Raw genomic sequence first — 17080 nt, 5'->3', positions numbered from 1 at the left:
CACATTTTTATCGAAGTATCTAAGAGGAAATTATGGCATTAACAGCAACTGGTATTGGCTCGGGCCTTGATATCAACACCATTGTCGGTGTATTGGTCGATGCTGAAAAACTTCCCAAAGAGGCACTATTCGACAAAAGTGAAGCAACAATAGATGCTAAGGTTTCAGCTATCGGTTCATTGAAAAGTAAATTATCTACCTTCCAAGATGCGTTAGAGAAACTGAGCGATCCTGATTCATTAAATATTCGCAAAGTGTCTACGGGTGACAGTATTTATTTTGGCGCTACGGCCGATAAAACTGCGCAAACAGGTAGTTATCAGATCCAAGTCGAGCAACTCGCATCTTCACATAAAGTGGCTGGAGCAAACGTTGCTGATCCAACTTTAGGTGTCGGGGCTGGTAGTTTGGACCTCTCTGTCAACGGTGAAGCTTTCTCTGTTGATATTGAAGCGACTGATTCACTTGAAGATATTGCCAGTAAAATTAACAGTTCAACTGAGAATTCTGGTGTGACAGCCACCATTATTACAAGTGATGCTGGAAGTCGGTTAGTGTTTAGCTCAGATGAGCCTGGTACAGACAATGAAGTTACTATAACTGCAACAGATACTGCAGGTACAGGACTAGATGACATGTTTGGCGCCGGTAACCTGACGACATTACAAACTGCTGAAAATGCAGTTTTATACATAGATGGTCAAAAAGTAACATCACAATCTAATGAAGTTACAGATGCCATCGCTGGTGTGACTCTGTCGTTAACAGATGCTGACATTGCTAAGACAACAACATTGAAAATAGAACAAGATGACGAGCTGGTTAAAGAGAATATCCAAGCCTTTGTTGACGCTTACAATACATTAGTTACTTCAATTAGTGACATGTCTAAATACGATACTGAAAAAGAAGAAGCGGCTGCTTTGCAGGGGGATTCGATGATCCGCTCAATCGAATCTCAAATGCGCAGTATGATCAGTAACCGAGTCGATGTTGATGGACAAACTGTTGCATTATATGACATAGGCATCGAGACTGATCGATACGGTAAAATGTCAATTGATAGTGATAAGTTAGATACTGCAATTAGTGAAAATATGGATTTAGTTGAAGGCTTATTTGCGACTCCTGATACTGGGATCGCTAATCGTTTAGATACTATGGTCGAAGGTTATGTGAAAACTGGTGGACTCATTGATAACCGAAATAATAGCTTAACCAGTGAAAAGAGTCGTTTAGATGACCAACGAGACGCATTTAGTTTGAAAATGGAGCTGTTAGAAGCAAGATTATTTAAACAGTTCAATACAATGGATTTAATCGTTGCTCAAATGAACCAACAAAGTTCGGGCCTCGTAGAGCGTTTAAATTCACTTCCAGGCTCAGTTCCAAGCAGTTAATTTATGAAACAACTTAACGAAACTAATAAAAAAATAGAACAAACACTGCAGACATTAGAAAATACCCCATCAGAAAATGAACAGTCTGATGAGTTGGTATCTATTTTGCAAGAGTTGACTGTAGAGCGTCAAATTTTACTCGATAGTATTGATGAGACAGATGTAGAACTTGCTAAAAAGACACTTCAAGAACAGATCGTAATTAGTGAAGGGTTTGAATTAAGGGCGAGAAATGTTCTTAAGCATATTCAGGCATTGCTTCAAGCTAGAAAGAAAAATCAACGCCAAATTAATATATATCAATCAGTCGATTCAAATAAGTAGCGAAGGTGACCTATGAGAGGATCAATAAAATCTTACCGCAAAGTATCTCTAGATAGTGAGATTGCTGTTGCTTCCCCGCATCGTTTAATCCAAATGATGTTCGATGGTGCTTTGTTGCGTTTAGCTCAAAGTCGTTACGCAATCGAAACTCAAGATTTACAAGGCAAAGGCGTTGCAATCAATAAAGCGATTGGAATTATAAACGGTCTAAATAACAGCTTGAATATGGATGTAAAAGATTCTGTAGCGGGTAATTTAAGTGAACTATATGACTTCATGTTACGCCGTATTTCAGAGGCAAATATGAATAATGATGTTAAAGCGATTGATGATGTTTCGGGGATTCTTCGAACCATTAAAGAAGGCTGGGATGCCATTCCTCAAGATATGCACTTGATGACTTCAGAAGCAAGTTGATACTAAGTGTTACGATTGTAAAACAGGCGCCAATGGCGTCTTTTTTATTGCTGATAAGTTTTAAGGTTGCAGTTAAAGCGAATGCTCGTTTTATTTACTTTTTGAAATAAAATGTTGAAACCTGCCTATAAAAACAACTGTTGGTGACTTAAATCAACAGCATGGTAGAATAATGTCTTCTGATGCTTGATTCTCATGCTCTGATAATACAATATTTAATTTTTGCGTATTCGTTTAAACTTTATTGCTGGTTTGGCTATATTTAAGTAAAGATTAAAAAATATGAGTATGCATTCTGCTATGTTAATGTTTATATTATAATTGTGTCTTCTGACTCAAAAAATATAGCGTGATAATCAATATTCAAGTCTAGACTCTGTAATGTGTGCTAACTCTATGATGTTTGCAAATAGACAGCCAATAACATGAATATGACTTTGAATAACTAATAACTAGAGCTTTGGCCTTCTTAATGATGCAAATAGAACAACGAATTTTAATTGTTGCTGAACCTTCTGAGCGAGTCTCTCGTCTTTGTTGTATTTTTGAATTCTTAGATGAAAAACATCATGTCATCTCTACTGATGATCTTGCTTCATTATCACGTGAATCTCGTTTTAGAGCCTTAGTCATTGATACTGAATCAGTATCGCCAGAGTTTATCAAAGATGTTCAGTCATCCATTCCTTGGCAGCCAGTATTATTGATTGGTACGCTTGAAATTAATGGTGTTAATGTACTTGGCACTATTGATGAGCCTATCAATTACCCTCAATTAACTGAGCTACTTCATTTTTGTCAGGTTTATGGTCAAGCTAAGCAACCACAAATTCCTACCAGTGCTAATCAAACTAAGTTATTCCGTTCACTCGTCGGGCGAAGTGAAGGGATAGCCAATGTTCGTCATCTGATAAGCCAAGTGGCCACTTCAGGTGCGACTGTTTTAGTATTAGGTCAGTCTGGTACAGGTAAAGAAGTTGTAGCCCGCAATATTCACTACATGTCAGAGCGACGGGATGGTCCTTTCATTCCGGTAAACTGTGGCGCAATTCCACCTGAATTATTAGAAAGTGAACTTTTTGGACATGAAAAAGGCTCATTTACTGGCGCAATTTCAACTCGTAAAGGCCGTTTTGAATTGGCTGAGAATGGCACACTATTTCTAGATGAAATTGGTGATATGCCGCTGCAAATGCAGGTTAAGTTACTACGCGTATTGCAAGAAAAAGTATTTGAAAGAGTGGGTGGTTCTAAAACTATTACCACTGATGTGAGGGTTGTTGCTGCAACACATCGTGATTTAGAAACGATGATAAATGATAATTTATTTCGTGAAGATCTTTATTATCGATTGAATGTCTTTCCAATCGAAATGCCATCGCTCAGCGAGCGCCGTGATGATGTGCCTCTTTTACTGCAGGAATTGGTGAGCAGAGTCTTCAATGAAGGGCGGGGTAAAATCCGTTTTACCCAGCGTGCAATAGAGTCATTAAAAGAACATAACTGGTCAGGAAACGTGCGTGAGTTATCTAACTTGGTCGAGCGCCTGACGATACTTTTCCCTGGCGGACTGGTCGATGTTAATGATTTACCGCGAAAGTATCGTTATATCGATGTGCCAGAGTACAGTGTTGAAATTAGCGAAGAGCAACAAGAGCGTGATGCATTAGCGTCAATTTTCAGTGATGATGAACCTATTGAGATCCCTGAAACCCGTTTCCCAAGTGAATTACCGCCAGAAGGTGTCAACTTAAAAGATTTATTAGCTGAGCTAGAAATCGATATGATCCGCCAAGCTCTAGAGCAGCAAGATAATGTGGTTGCTAGAGCAGCAGAAATGTTGGGGATTAGACGAACAACCTTAGTTGAAAAAATGCGTAAATATGGCATGAGCAAAGATTAACCAGTTTTGCCATAAACGGTTACACTAAAGCATGCCTCATGGCATGCTTTTTTATGCTTATGATTTACACATAACGTTTTGGCACACCAAATGCATCAGCTTACACAAAAGTTAATATTTTGACGGAGTGGCTATGTTTTCGGCGCACAGCAGTTTAGCACAATCGATGGTAGAGCCTAATTCTATTACAGAAATGGGATCGAGTTATAATGCCTCAAATTCCTATGCTCTTAACGATACGGCTCAAGAAAGCTCCTATTCAGCACCTCAAGGATTAGACTATCAAGAAGTCGGTTATCAAGCACTTGATAATCAAGACCTTTACACCTCAAAAAACGATAATATTTCCGAGGCTTCAGCAAGCGTTAATCATGATTTAGCTGGACAAATAGCCCGTTCAGCACCGCAAAAGGCGGCGAATATGTCAAATCAAATGGCGCACATTCTGCAAGCGATGCCTTCAGGTGTTGTTATCATTAATGGTGATGGACTGGTTACATTGGCAAACCCTGTGGCAACAGAGCTTTTAGGTAGACCGCTACAAGGGGCTAAATGGTTCGATATTATTAACCGCGCTTTTTCACCGCAAGAAGATGATGGTCATGAAGTCTCACTTAAAAACGGTCGAAGAGTTAAACTGGCTATTACTCCGTTAACGCCAGAACCTGGACAATTAATTGTTTTAACAGATTTAACCGAAACACGTTTATTACAGAAAAATTTGTCGCACCTCCAACGCTTATCGGCGTTAGGAAAAATGGTCGCAACCTTGGCTCACCAGGTAAGAACACCGCTTTCTGCCGCTATGTTATATGCATCTAACCTTGCTAGTCCAAAACTGAATGATACGGCTAAAAAACGATTTCAAACTAAATTAGTCGACAGGTTGAATGAACTTGAGCGACAAGTAAATGACATGCTGTTAATGGCTAAAAATAAGCAAGATGATGCATCCCAGGTGACTGACGTTGAAGATATTATCGAACCTGTACTTGCTAGTTGTGAACCCATTGCTGAAAAAAAACAGTGTCAGTTAAATTATTTTAATCAAGCTAGTGAACGAATGTTAGCTAATAGTAATGCGCTAAGTTCAGCAATTAATAATCTTGTTATGAATAGCTTAGAGGCTAATGCCACAGAAATTAGAATCATTACAGCTTCATCTAATACTCATATTAATATTGATGTTATTGATAATGGCAAAGGATTAGCAGCTGATATGCAGCAACAGATTCTAGAGCCATTTTTTACAACCAAAAGCCAAGGTACAGGTTTAGGCTTAGCAGTTGTTCAAACGGTAGTAAGAAATCATAAAGGGACAGTGCAAGTCTCATCACAACCAAATAAAGGCTGTTTAATCAGATTGTCATTCCCGATTTATCAATCGCATAAAACTCAGACGACAGGTTTCGAAAGTGAAGTGTTAAACAATGAAGCATTAGCTGATAACAACATTACAGATAACGACTTAAGTAAAACAGAACGTGGCGCAGAAAATCACAATAGCCCGGAGGCATCACATGGGTGAAGCAAAACTATTACTCGTTGAAGATGACGCATCTTTACGTGAGGCCTTACTCGACACCTTACTGCTGGCAAGCTATGAATGTGTTGATGTTGCATCTGCAGAAGATGCAATTCTTGCTCTCAAGTCAACAGAATTTGATTTGGTTATTAGTGATGTTCAAATGGAAGGCATTGGTGGTATAGGCTTGTTAAATTATTTACAGCAGCAAAACTGTAAAGTGCCAGTGCTACTGATGACCGCTTATGCAACCATTGATAGTGCGGTTAGTGCGATTAAACTTGGTGCTGTTGATTATCTAGCGAAACCATTTGCGCCAGAAGTACTACTTAACCAAGTGTCACGTTATTTACCCCTAAAGCAAAATCTTGATCAGCCTGTGGTGGCTGATGACAAAAGTTTGGCATTACTTTCTATTGCCCAGCGTGTAGCCAGTTCAGATGCGTCAGTGATGATTATGGGGCCAAGCGGTTCAGGAAAAGAGGTATTGTCACGATACATACATCAAAATAGCTCGCGTTCACAACAACCCTTTATTGCAATTAATTGTGCCGCCATTCCAGAAAATATGCTCGAAGCGACATTATTTGGTTATGAAAAAGGCGCTTTTACTGGCGCATACCAAGCTTGTCCCGGTAAATTTGAACAAGCTCAAGGTGGTACGATTTTATTAGATGAAATTTCAGAAATGGAATTAGGTCTTCAAGCTAAGCTACTGCGAGTGTTACAAGAACGAGAAGTTGAACGTTTAGGTGGGCGTAAAACTATTTCTCTTGATGTGCGTGTACTTGCTACTTCTAACAGAGACTTAAAAGAAATGGTGGCATCAGGCGGTTTCAGAGAAGATTTATATTATCGAATTAACGTATTCCCGTTAACTTGGCCTGCTTTGAATCAACGACCAGCTGATATCTTACCACTTGCGCGTCATTTATTGGTTAAGCATGCTAAGAATGCCAATATCTCACCTGTGCCGACTTTGGATGAAGTGGCTTGTAGACGTTTGTTGACTTATCGCTGGCCAGGAAATGTTCGTGAGCTGGATAATGTGATTCAACGAGCACTCATTCTTCATACTGGAGAGGCTATTTCAACAGCAGATATCATATTAGATTCAAATGAAGTTGAATTACAGCAACCTGAACCTACTCAAGTCAAACCTGTAGTTGAAAATGAAGGACTTGGTGATGAGTTAAAAGCTCAAGAGCATGTAATTATTCTTGAGACACTTAACCAGTGTAATGGTAGCCGCAAAGATGTAGCGGAAAAGCTAGGCATCAGTGCTAGAACCTTACGTTATAAAATGGCCAAGATGCGCGATATGGGAATACAAGTCCCTGCCTAGCTTTTAGCTAGACTCCTACAAAGTAAACCTGATCTAGCTTTCGATCAGGTTTACTTGTTCACTTGCTAGTCAAACAGTCATCCATTAGTAATAAAATCACCCAAACTATCGCGTTAATTCTATTGTTGGCATCCTACTTGCTAAATCTATTGTAACTGGTTTTTAGTCGTCAAATATCCGACGAATAGGAGATTACAATGCAGATTAGCTCGAATCCTTTCTTACAAGAAATGCAATCACTTCGTGGTGAAATCTCGCCTAATCTTCGCTCACCTATCCAACCGGATATGATCCAGAAAGTAGGCAATACTTCAGGTGCAGACTTCGGAGAATTGCTTTCTCAAGCTGTTGGCGGTGTGACAGAGTTACAGAAAAACTCGGCTAATCTAGCCACTCGTTTAGAGATGGGTGATTCTACGGTAACTTTATCAGATACCGTTATTGCTCGTGAAAAATCTGGTGTGGCTTTTGAAGCGACAGTACAGGTAAGAAATAAGCTTGTCGAAGCTTACAAAGAAATTATGAGCATGCCTGTTTAGGCCTCTTTATCAGATTAGAAAGTAGGTAATTATTGTGAGTACAGATCTCGTATTAGATTCAGATACCGCTAGTAGCACAGGGATTCAGCAGGAAAACAAACCTGGTTTGATGAGTTCTTTTGGTAGTGCTGATTTTATGCGTCAAATTACTATGATTCTGGCATTAGCCGTTTGTTTGGTATTGGCTGTATTTATGATGATGTGGGCGCAAGAGCCTGAGTACAGACCGTTAGGTCAAATGGAAACAAACGAAATGATCCAAGTGTTGGACGTTTTGGATAAAAATAAAATTGCCTATAAAATTTCTGGTGATGTCGTCAGTATTCCTGAAGACAAATATCAAAATGTAAAACTATTACTAGCTCGTGCAGGCGTTGAAGCATCAAGCCAGCCAACAGATTACCTAAGTAAAGACAGTGGCTTCGGTGTTAGCCAACGAATGGAGCAAGCACGCTTAAAGCAAAGCCAAGAAGTCAATTTAGCCCGAGTAATTGAAGAACTAAATAGCGTAACTCGCGCTAAAGTTATTTTAGCTTTGCCAAAAGAAAATGTTTTTGCCCGCAATAAATCCAAACCAAGTGCAACTGTTGTGGTCAATGTTCGTCGAGGCAGTTTAGGACAAGAAGAAATTGACTCTATCGTCGATATTGTTGCTTCAGCAGTACAGGGCTTAGACCCAACGAGAGTGACTGTAACTGACTCTAATGGCCGTTTATTAAATTCAGGCAGCCAAGATGCGGCATCATCTAGAGCGCGCCGCGAACAAGAATTGGTTCAACAGAAAGAAGCTGAGTATCGTAATAAAGTCGAATCGATTTTAATGCCGATATTAGGACCTGAAAATTTTACTTCTCAGGTCGATGTGAACATGGATTTTACTGCGGTTGAACAAACGGCCAAACGCTTTTCACCTGATTTACCTGCGATTCGTAGTGAAATGACCATTGAACGTAATTCATCAGGTCAATCAATGGGCGGTATTCCTGGCGCTTTATCAAATCAACCGCCAATGGAATCAAACATCCCACAAGAAGTCGGTGAAGCAGAAACTACCTCAGTCAGTGGTGACAGCCACCGTGAAGCGACCCGTAACTTTGAGTTAGACACCACAATTAGTCATACACGTCAGCAAGTTGGCCAAGTAAGACGAGTCAGCGTGTCAGTGGCGATTGATTATAAACCAGGTGCGGTTGATGAAAATGGTGTGGTCACTAGAGTGCCAAGAACCGAACAAGAGCTGACGAATATTCGCCGTTTACTGGAAGGGGCTATGGGCTTTACTAGCCAACGTGGTGATACTTTAGAAGTGGTTACCGTTCCATTTATGGATCAATTAATTGAAGCATTACCTGAGCCTGAATTATGGGAGCAACCTTGGTTTTGGCGCGCAGTAAGACTGGTTTTAGGTGCATTATTGGTCTTAGTCTTGATTTTATTTGTTATCAGACCAATGTTGAATAAGTTGCTGAAAGCCAATGAAGTTGAAATGCCAGAAGAGGCTCGCTTAGGTCATGAATTGGCTGAGATTGAAGATCAATATGCTGCAGATACACTCGGAATGCTCAATACTCAGCAAGCTGATTATAGTTATGCAGATGATGGCTCAATTCAAATCCCAAATCTTCATAAAGATGATGATATGATTAAGTCAATACGGGCATTAGTGGCAAATGAACCTGAACTTTCTACCCAAGTAATTAAGAGTTGGTTACAAGACGATGGCAAATGATGACGTTGCGGTAGCAGAGGCTACTAAAGGGTTTAACCCAGATGATTTAACGGGAACTGAAAAGACCGCTATTTTACTGTTAAGCCTAAGTGAAGCTGACGCGGCTTCAATACTAAAACACTTGGAACCAAAACAGGTTCAAAAAGTCGGTATGTCTATGGCGGCCATGGAAGACTTTGGTCAAGAAAAAGTCATTGGCGTACATAAGTTATTTCTTGAAGAGATTCAAAAATTTTCGTCTATTGGTTTTAATAGTGAAGAGTTCGTAAGAAAAGCCTTAACAGCAGCACTTGGCGAAGATAAAGCCGGTAATTTAATTGAACAAATTATCATGGGTAGCGGTGCTAAAGGCTTAGATTCATTAAAATGGATGGATGCACGTCAAGTTGCAACCATTATTCAAAATGAGCATCCGCAAATTCAAACCATTGTTTTATCTTATCTAGAACCTGATCAGGCCGCAGAAATATTCAGTCAGTTTCCTGAAAATACTCGCTTAGATCTGATGATGCGTATTGCTAATTTAGAAGAAGTACAGCCAGCTGCATTGCAAGAATTGAATGATATTATGGAGAAACAGTTCGCAGGCCAAGGCGGCGCACAAGCAGCGAAAATGGGTGGACTTAAAGCTGCTGCTAATATTATGAACTTCTTAGATACAGGCGTTGAAAGCCAGATTATGGAAACAATGCGTGAATCAGACGAAGAGATGGCTCAGCAAATTCAAGATCTTATGTTTGTATTTGAAAACTTGATTGATGTTGATGACCGCGGAATTCAAGTTTTACTAAGAGAAGTACAGCAAGATGTGCTGATGAAGGCATTAAAAGGCACTGATGACCAATTGTCAGATAAAATTATCGGTAATATGTCTAAACGTGCCGGTGAATTATTACGTGATGATCTTGAAGCAATGGGACCTATTAGGATCAGTGAAGTTGAAGTGGCCCAAAAAGAAATTCTCGCAATTGCTCGTCGCTTAAGTGATAGTGGTGAAATTATGCTTGGTGGCGGTGGTGGTGAAGAGTTCTTATAATGCCATCATTATAATTTTATCCATAAGCCATTACCGTTTAGCTGCAATATAAAACCATTAATCGCTGTAGAAATTAGGCATATCCATGACGGAATCTAAAACCAATAAATCAATCGAAAATGATGACTTAGATTTCAGTCATTGGCAATTGCCTGATGTCACCGAAGATCAAACAGACTCTCCGTCTAATTTATTTGGACACTTAGGTAGCCAAAACCCACCTGCTAAATCAGAAGAAAAACCGCTTCTACCTCCAACCATGGCAGAAATTGAACAAATCAGAGTTGAAGCTGAGCAGGAAGGGTTTGAGCAAGGAAAAGTAGCAGGTCACAGCCAAGGTCTTGAACAAGGTAAACTTGAAGGTCTTGAAGTCGGGCACGCTGAAGGCTTTGCTCAGGGGGAACAACAAGGCTATGAAGTTGGCCAAGTTAAAGTCAATGAAGTGCTCGAGAAATTAACTCAATTGGTAAAACAATTCGAGCAACCATTGATGTTACTTGATGCTGAAATTGAAGCAGAAGTATTACAGTTAGCAATCAACCTAGCTAAATCTATTGTTGGTCATGAACTCAAAACCCATCCTGAGCATATTTTATCAGTCTTGCGTCAAGGTGTTGACTCCCTGCCGATTAAAGAGCAACAGGTTAAACTCAGACTGCATCCAGATGATGCTACCTTAGTGATGCAATTATACAGCGATGCACAATTAGAAAAAAATCATTGGGACATTGAAGCTGACCCTTCATTAAATCCAGGTGATTGTATTATCAATAGCATGCGTTCAAGCGTTGATTTGCGGGTAGAAGAGAGAATGCGTCAGGTATTGCAAGAGTTACACGAGCAAGCCTCTGGCATTCAAGCAAATGTGCAAACGATAAAAACTGAACATCCGCAATATACGACTGAAGTCGTGGATCACTTACCAGAAAGTCAATCTTCAAGCTTAACGACGGAAAACAGTCAAATTACTGAAGTGACTGATTCAAAAATCAGTGAGAATGATACAAGTCTGCAAGAAGCAACTCGTCATGAACCATTGATAGAAGAATCATCTATAAAAGATCAAAGTTTCCAAGTTGCAGATTCTTCAGTTGACCTTCATAACACAACAGCAATTGAAAATGGTGCAGACGAGCAATCCAAAATTTTAGAAACTGATGAGGTACGAGACAATGCAAAGCCGTCAACATCAGTTACTGAATAAACTCAAAAACCAAAGTCAAAAAGTCAGCCCACTTAGGCCGGTAGCCAGTGGGCAGTTAGTGCGTGTTGTGGGCTTAACATTAGAGGCTACAGGCTGTAGAGCACCTGTGGGCAGTTTATGCTCGATTGAAACTATGGCGGGTGAATTAGTTGCCGAAGTGGTTGGGTTCGATGACGAGCTGTTGTACTTAATGCCCGTTGATGAATTAAGAGGTGTACTACCTGGGGCAAGAGTGCGGCCATTAGGTGAGCAGTCAAGTTTGAATGTCGGACTGAGTTTGTTGGGCAGAGTGCTTGATGGCAGTGGTTCACCACTTGATGGCTTAGGGCCATTAAATACAGATCAACAAGCTTCTCGTCATGCACCGCCAATTAATCCACTTGCTAGACGTGCCATTTCTGAACCTTTAGATGTAGGGGTAAGGGCCATCAATGCCATGCTAACAGTGGGTAAGGGTCAGCGAATGGGCTTATTTGCTGGCTCTGGTGTGGGTAAAAGTGTGCTATTAGGCATGATGACTCGCGGGACAACTGCTGACATTATTGTTGTAGGGCTAGTGGGCGAGCGTGGTCGTGAGGTAAAAGAGTTTATTGAAGAGATCCTTGGTGAAGAAGGACGGGCTCGCTCCGTTGTCGTAGCCGCACCAGCTGACACTTCGCCATTAATGCGTCTTCGTGCTTGTGAAACATCCACTCGTATAGCTGAATACTTTCGTGACTTGGGGTACAACGTTTTATTATTGATGGATAGCTTAACCCGTTATGCTCAGGCGCAACGTGAAGTGGCGTTAGCTGTTGGAGAACCGCCAGCAACAAAAGGCTATCCGCCATCAGTATTTGCTAAATTACCAAGACTGGTTGAACGGGCTGGTAACGGAGGCCCTGGACAAGGTTCCATTACTGCTTTTTATACTGTACTGACAGAAGGTGATGATCAGCAAGATCCCATTGCAGATGCGTCAAGAGCGATTCTTGATGGTCACATTGTTTTATCTCGCACACTTGCTGATTCTGGTCATTACCCAGCTATTGATATTGAACAATCTATTAGTCGTGTTGCGCCAATGGTGATTGCGCCAGAACATTTAGAATCGATGCGTTTAGTTAAGCAAATGTATTCTACCTATCAGCAAAATCGCGACCTCATATCCATTGGAGCATATTCTCAAGGTAGCGATCCGCGAATAGACAATGCCATTAGGTTACAACCTGCGATGAATGCATTTTTAAGACAGGGCTTTAAAGATGTTATCTCGTTTAATGATAGCCAAACTATGGTGGGGCAAATCGCTGCCCAATGTAAATAATGCGCCGCGCTGATCCTCTGTTGACAGTATTAAAAATCAATAAAGAAGCTGAAGAGCAAGCTGCTTTGCAATTAAAGTCTGCCCAGCTTGAGCAGCAAAAATGCCAAGGTCAGCTAGATGCTCTGAATAACTATCGTCTTGAATACATGAAGCAAATGGGTGAAACCCAAGGCAAAACTTTAAGTGCCAGTGAATACCATTCATTTCATGAATTTATTAAGCAAGTCGATCAAGCGCTCATTCAACAAGTTAATGCAGTAAAAGAAACTGAAAAACAAACGGGTTATCGCCAAGTACATTGGCAAGAAAAGCAGCAAAAACGTAAAGCTGTGGAAATGTTACTAGAAAAAAATGCATTAAAAGCGCAAATAATTGCAAATAAACGTGAACAAAAAGCATCGGATGAATTTGCGATGCAACAATTCATCCGTAAAAAACCTCGCTAGAAATCTTCTTAAACTTAACGCTTAAACTTGACTCTAAACTTTCATTTTTCAGTCTGATAGTTACCTTGCGATGAAAGAGTAAATAACCTTAAAAACCAATATTCTAATAAGCTGGCATTTTAATTGCTTATTTATAGAGTTAGTTAGTGAAGTGTCAGCTTTGTGACTGTTATCAGGATCCGATTGTTGTACCAATTGGTTCGTTATGAGTGATGTTGAGTGGAGTTTGTTATGCAACAAATGAGCAGTATTTTATTGGGGAATAGTGGCAAAACCACCAATTCGCAGGTTTCAGGAACCGTGCAACTCGATGATAAACAGTCTTTTTTATCTGTCTTTAATCAAGCATCACAAGTGGATGTAGATAAAACTAAGCTCAGTCTAAATACTAATGAACAACCAGCAAGTATCGATGCTCCATCGGCAGAAGGTTCGGATGTTGACCTTATTTTTGCTCAAATAGATTTAGCTGAAAATTTCGATACTCAGGCAGATATTGAAAAAAGTGGCAAAGACTTGCCGCTTGAATCTGAGTTGTCAGAGTTAGCGCTTTCTCAAGCCGATAGCGAATTAGTGTTAACTGAAGAAACTCAGCATTCAATTGAAAAGGGTTTATTGGTTAATGAGCTCGCAGTCGATGTTTTGCCGAAAGAAGCAGGAATTGAAGAATTAGATAAAGAGTTAGATAAAGAGTTAGGTAACGAAATAAGTACCACTTCTTTTTTAAGTTCACTGAACACTGAACAACTAGATGCATTGACTCAATTTTCTTCGATGAGTGAACAAGATCTTACCGCCTTAAGTGTAGCTGAACTGAACAAACTAATTAATGGCTACAATCAACAAGTCAGCATCACTGATAACCAAGCCTTACCTTTGTTAATCGATGGAAAACTCAATAACCAGACAGCAACAATCCCTGTTACAGAGGCCAATGCTGATTTAATTACTGCTGAAAAAGCTAAACTTGCTAACTCAACATCTAATATCGCAAATAGTGTCCAAAGTGCTGCGAATGCCACTGATACAGCGAACAATATTGCCGCTTCAGCTCAGGTTGCCAATGCTGAGAAAGTTGTGGCTGATTCAAAAGTCATAGCTGATACGAATAAACTAGCTAAGAACGAGGATAAAGAAAGTGTCCATGTGAATCTTAGTAAAGCCGAGATAAGTGTGGCATTAGATAAACCAACCTCCAAAGTAGCCTTTAATAATGCCATGGTTAATGCAGTAGCTAACTCAAGTCAATCAACACTTGCTGAACTAGGGCAAGAGAGTGAAACGATAGATGTAAAAGCACTACAAAATCAAAGCAGTTTTACACCACAGCACAAAAGTGATGTACCTCAATTTCAACTTTCGTTACGTCAAGGGGCTGAGTCCGTAGTGCAAATGCAGGATATGATTCAAAAGTTTGCACCTGTAATGAAACAACAACTTATCACTATGGTTGGACAAGGCGTTCAGCATGCTGAAATTCGTCTAGATCCAGCCGAGCTTGGGCACATGGTAGTAAAAGTTCAAGTTAACGGTGAGCAAACTCAAGTGCAGTTTCAAGTAGCTCAATCTCAGACAAAAGACCTCATTGAGCAAGCGATTCCAAAATTGAGAGAAATGCTGGCTGAGGAAGGATTACAACTTGCTGACAGCCATGTATCTCAAGATGGCGAAAGCCAGAAAAAATCCGAGTATGATGAACAAAACAGCAGTGGCGAGAATATGCTGGATGAAATTTCAGCACAAGAACTCGAGATTGCTACAAAACATGCAAAGAGTAGCAATTCAGCTATAGATTATTACGCCTAAGTCGGTAATCTATAGCCATTACTTTAATGCAGTCAAAGCCCTGTAATAATTGAGATGAGATTATTACCAATGTGGCAGCACATAAAATGGAATAAATGATGGCTGAAGAAGAATCTCTAGAGTTAACAACAGAAAACCAACCTAAAAGTAAGAAAAAACTGATTATCTTTATTGCTATCGGTGTCGTCGTTATTGGTCTGATTGCAGGCGCGGCATTATTTTTTCTAGGAGGCGATGAGGAGTCAATTCCTGCGACTCCTGGTACTGCAACTTCAGCTGAAGCCGAAGTTGATGAATCTAAAAAAGGCAAGGCTAATTATGTCGGCATGCCGAGGCCATTTTTGTTTAACCTTCCTGGGGTTGATCGAGCTCGCCTAGTGGAAATAAAAGTACAATTGATGGTACGTGGCGATGATGGTCAAACTGCGAAAATGCACATTCCATTAATTGAAGATGCTTTATTAACCACGTTTAGTGCTGCAGATGTACAAAAGCTAAGTACTCAGGCTGGTAAGGATGAACTAAGACAATTAGCGCTACTTAATGTGCAAAACACACTACAACCTGTAGCTGGCCGCAAAATAGTAGAAAAAGTACTATTTACTGGTTTTGTGATGCAATAACACCAGTGAATAAGACAAGGTGATAATGTGAGTGATTTATTAAGCCAAGACGAAATTGATGCGCTACTTCATGGGGTCGATGATGTTGATGAAGATGACATAAACGACGGTGAAGACACCCGCGTATATGATTTCTCCTCTCAAGACCGCATTGTTCGTGGGCGGATGCCAACATTGGAAATCGTTAACGAACGTTTTGCCCGCCATTTGCGCATTAGCATGTTTAACATGATGCGCCGAGCCGCGGAAGTGTCGATTAATGGCGTACAAATGCTTAAGTTTGGCGAATATGTCCATACATTATTTGTTCCTACTAGTCTTAATATGGTGCGTTTTAGCCCACTTAAAGGGACTGCCCTGATTACCATGGAGGCGCGTTTAGTCTTTATTTTGGTAGACAACTTCTTTGGTGGTGATGGTCGTTTCCATGCAAAAATTGAAGGCCGTGAATTTACGCCAACAGAAAGACGTATTGTTCAATTATTGCTGAAAATTATTTTTGAAGATTATAAAGATGCTTGGGCACCGGTTATGGATGTCGAGTTTGAATATTTAGATTCAGAAGTCAACCCGGCAATGGCAAACATTGTTAGTCCAACAGAAGTTGTGGTGATTAATTCTTTCCATATTGAAGTTGATGGAGGCGGTGGTGATTTTCATATCACCATGCCATATTCAATGATTGAACCTATCCGTGAGTTACTTGATGCGGGTGTTCAAAGTGATAAGCAAGATACTGACATGCGTTGGGGACAAGCCTTACGTGATGAAATTATGGATGTGCAAGTCGGTATTGATGCCAATATCATTGAGCATGAAGTCAAACTTCGTGATGTCATGGAATTCAAAGCAGGGGATGTTATACCGATTGAGTTACCTGAGCACATCATGATGCGAATTGAGGATTTACCCACTTATCGATGTAAATTAGGTAAATCTAGAGATAACTTAGCGTTGAAGATCAGCGAGAAAATTCCTCGTCCTGAGACCGCTAAATCAGAACTACAGTTAATTACGCGCAAAGGTAAAGCGCGTGATATTTCAGAATTATAAGGTGACATGATGAGCGATGATACTGACGATTGGGCTGCGGCAATGGCAGAGCAAGCACTTGAAGAGGCCAATGTTGCCGAACAAGTAGAGCTCGATGAGCTCGTAGATGAGTCAAGCCCTATTTCTCAAGCAGAAGCTGATAAGCTTGATAGCATCATGGATATTCCTGTGACAATCTCGATGGAAGTCGGGCGCAGTTTTATCAGTATTCGTAATTTACTGCAGTTGAACCAAGGTTCAGTAGTGGAATTAGACCGAGTGGCTGGCGAACCTCTAGATGTAATGGTAAACGGCACTTTAATTGCTCATGGTGAAGTGGTTGTGGTTAATGATAAGTTCGGTATTCGTTTAACGGATGTCATTAGTCAAACTGAACGAATCAAAAAGCTAAAATAAAATAATTTCAAATTATCAGTTAAGGGTT

The 17080-nt window shown here is 40.2% G+C and carries 16 protein-coding genes; all 16 read left to right on the top strand.

Annotated elements, in window-relative coordinates:
• Positions 1-32: 32 nt before the first annotated feature.
• The 16 genes from fliD to fliN all read left to right on the top strand — a co-directional run bounded on the left by fliD (position 33) and on the right by fliN (position 17052).
• Complete coding sequence (fliD, locus tag AB4153_RS16590) at positions 33-1400, top strand: flagellar filament capping protein FliD (protein WP_371998160.1); 1368 nt, start codon at positions 33-35, stop codon at positions 1398-1400.
• A 3-nt stretch (positions 1401-1403) separates the two neighbouring features.
• Positions 1404-1724 (top strand): hypothetical protein, encoded by a 321-nt coding sequence (locus tag AB4153_RS16585; RefSeq protein WP_102529005.1) that lies wholly within the window; start codon positions 1404-1406, stop codon positions 1722-1724.
• 12 nt (positions 1725-1736) lie between these two features.
• Positions 1737-2141, top strand: a complete 405-nt coding sequence (fliS, locus tag AB4153_RS16580) for a flagellar export chaperone FliS (RefSeq protein ID WP_102529006.1) — start codon at positions 1737-1739, stop codon at positions 2139-2141.
• A 472-nt stretch (positions 2142-2613) separates the two neighbouring features.
• Positions 2614-4044 carry a sigma-54 dependent transcriptional regulator gene (locus AB4153_RS16575; protein WP_248955054.1) on the top strand — a complete coding sequence of 477 codons (1431 nt, stop codon included), beginning with the start codon at positions 2614-2616 and terminating at the stop codon, positions 4042-4044.
• A gap of 133 nt (positions 4045-4177) precedes the next feature.
• Complete coding sequence (locus AB4153_RS16570; RefSeq protein ID WP_371998159.1) at positions 4178-5572, top strand: PAS domain-containing sensor histidine kinase; 1395 nt, start codon at positions 4178-4180, stop codon at positions 5570-5572.
• Positions 5565-6914, top strand: a complete 1350-nt coding sequence (locus tag AB4153_RS16565; protein WP_229369250.1) for a sigma-54 dependent transcriptional regulator — start codon at positions 5565-5567, stop codon at positions 6912-6914. The genes AB4153_RS16570 and AB4153_RS16565 overlap by 8 nt, the downstream gene beginning before the upstream one ends.
• Before the next feature lie 197 nt (positions 6915-7111).
• Positions 7112-7453: a flagellar hook-basal body complex protein FliE gene (gene fliE, locus AB4153_RS16560; protein WP_102529009.1), complete on the top strand. Its 342-nt coding sequence runs from the start codon at positions 7112-7114 to the stop codon at positions 7451-7453.
• Positions 7454-7562: 109 nt separating this feature from the next.
• Positions 7563-9182, top strand: a complete 1620-nt coding sequence (gene fliF / locus AB4153_RS16555) for a flagellar basal-body MS-ring/collar protein FliF (RefSeq protein ID WP_267869126.1) — start codon at positions 7563-7565, stop codon at positions 9180-9182.
• Positions 9172-10218 (top strand): flagellar motor switch protein FliG, encoded by a 1047-nt coding sequence (fliG, locus tag AB4153_RS16550; protein ID WP_102529011.1) that lies wholly within the window; start codon positions 9172-9174, stop codon positions 10216-10218. Before fliF ends, fliG begins: the two co-directional genes overlap by 11 nt.
• 85 nt (positions 10219-10303) lie before the next feature.
• Positions 10304-11422, top strand: a complete 1119-nt coding sequence (fliH, locus tag AB4153_RS16545; RefSeq protein WP_371998158.1) for a flagellar assembly protein FliH — start codon at positions 10304-10306, stop codon at positions 11420-11422.
• Entirely contained in the window at positions 11391-12728 is a 1338-nt protein-coding gene (fliI, locus tag AB4153_RS16540) for a flagellar protein export ATPase FliI (RefSeq protein WP_229369247.1), read from the top strand. Before fliH ends, fliI begins: the two co-directional genes overlap by 32 nt.
• A complete protein-coding gene (gene fliJ, locus AB4153_RS16535) occupies positions 12728-13174 on the top strand; it encodes a flagellar export protein FliJ (RefSeq protein ID WP_102529014.1) in 447 nt (148 codons plus the stop codon). Before fliI ends, fliJ begins: the two co-directional genes overlap by 1 nt.
• Before the next feature lie 231 nt (positions 13175-13405).
• On the top strand, positions 13406-14980 hold the full coding sequence (locus AB4153_RS16530; protein ID WP_371998157.1) for a flagellar hook-length control protein FliK: 1575 nt from the start codon (positions 13406-13408) through the stop codon (positions 14978-14980).
• A gap of 98 nt (positions 14981-15078) precedes the next feature.
• A complete protein-coding gene (fliL, locus tag AB4153_RS16525) occupies positions 15079-15603 on the top strand; it encodes a flagellar basal body-associated protein FliL (RefSeq protein WP_102529016.1) in 525 nt (174 codons plus the stop codon).
• A gap of 27 nt (positions 15604-15630) precedes the next feature.
• A complete protein-coding gene (fliM, locus tag AB4153_RS16520; protein ID WP_102529017.1) occupies positions 15631-16656 on the top strand; it encodes a flagellar motor switch protein FliM in 1026 nt (341 codons plus the stop codon).
• A gap of 6 nt (positions 16657-16662) precedes the next feature.
• On the top strand, positions 16663-17052 hold the full coding sequence (gene fliN / locus AB4153_RS16515; protein ID WP_102529018.1) for a flagellar motor switch protein FliN: 390 nt from the start codon (positions 16663-16665) through the stop codon (positions 17050-17052).
• Positions 17053-17080: the final 28 nt, after the last annotated feature.

Origin of the sequence: Shewanella sp. 10N.286.52.E4 (assembly GCF_041468785.1) — a bacterium.
Classification (GTDB): domain Bacteria; phylum Pseudomonadota; class Gammaproteobacteria; order Enterobacterales; family Shewanellaceae; genus Shewanella; species Shewanella electrodiphila.
The sequence above is the reverse complement of the archived record's forward strand: the minus strand, read 5'-3'. Positions and strand labels throughout refer to the sequence as shown.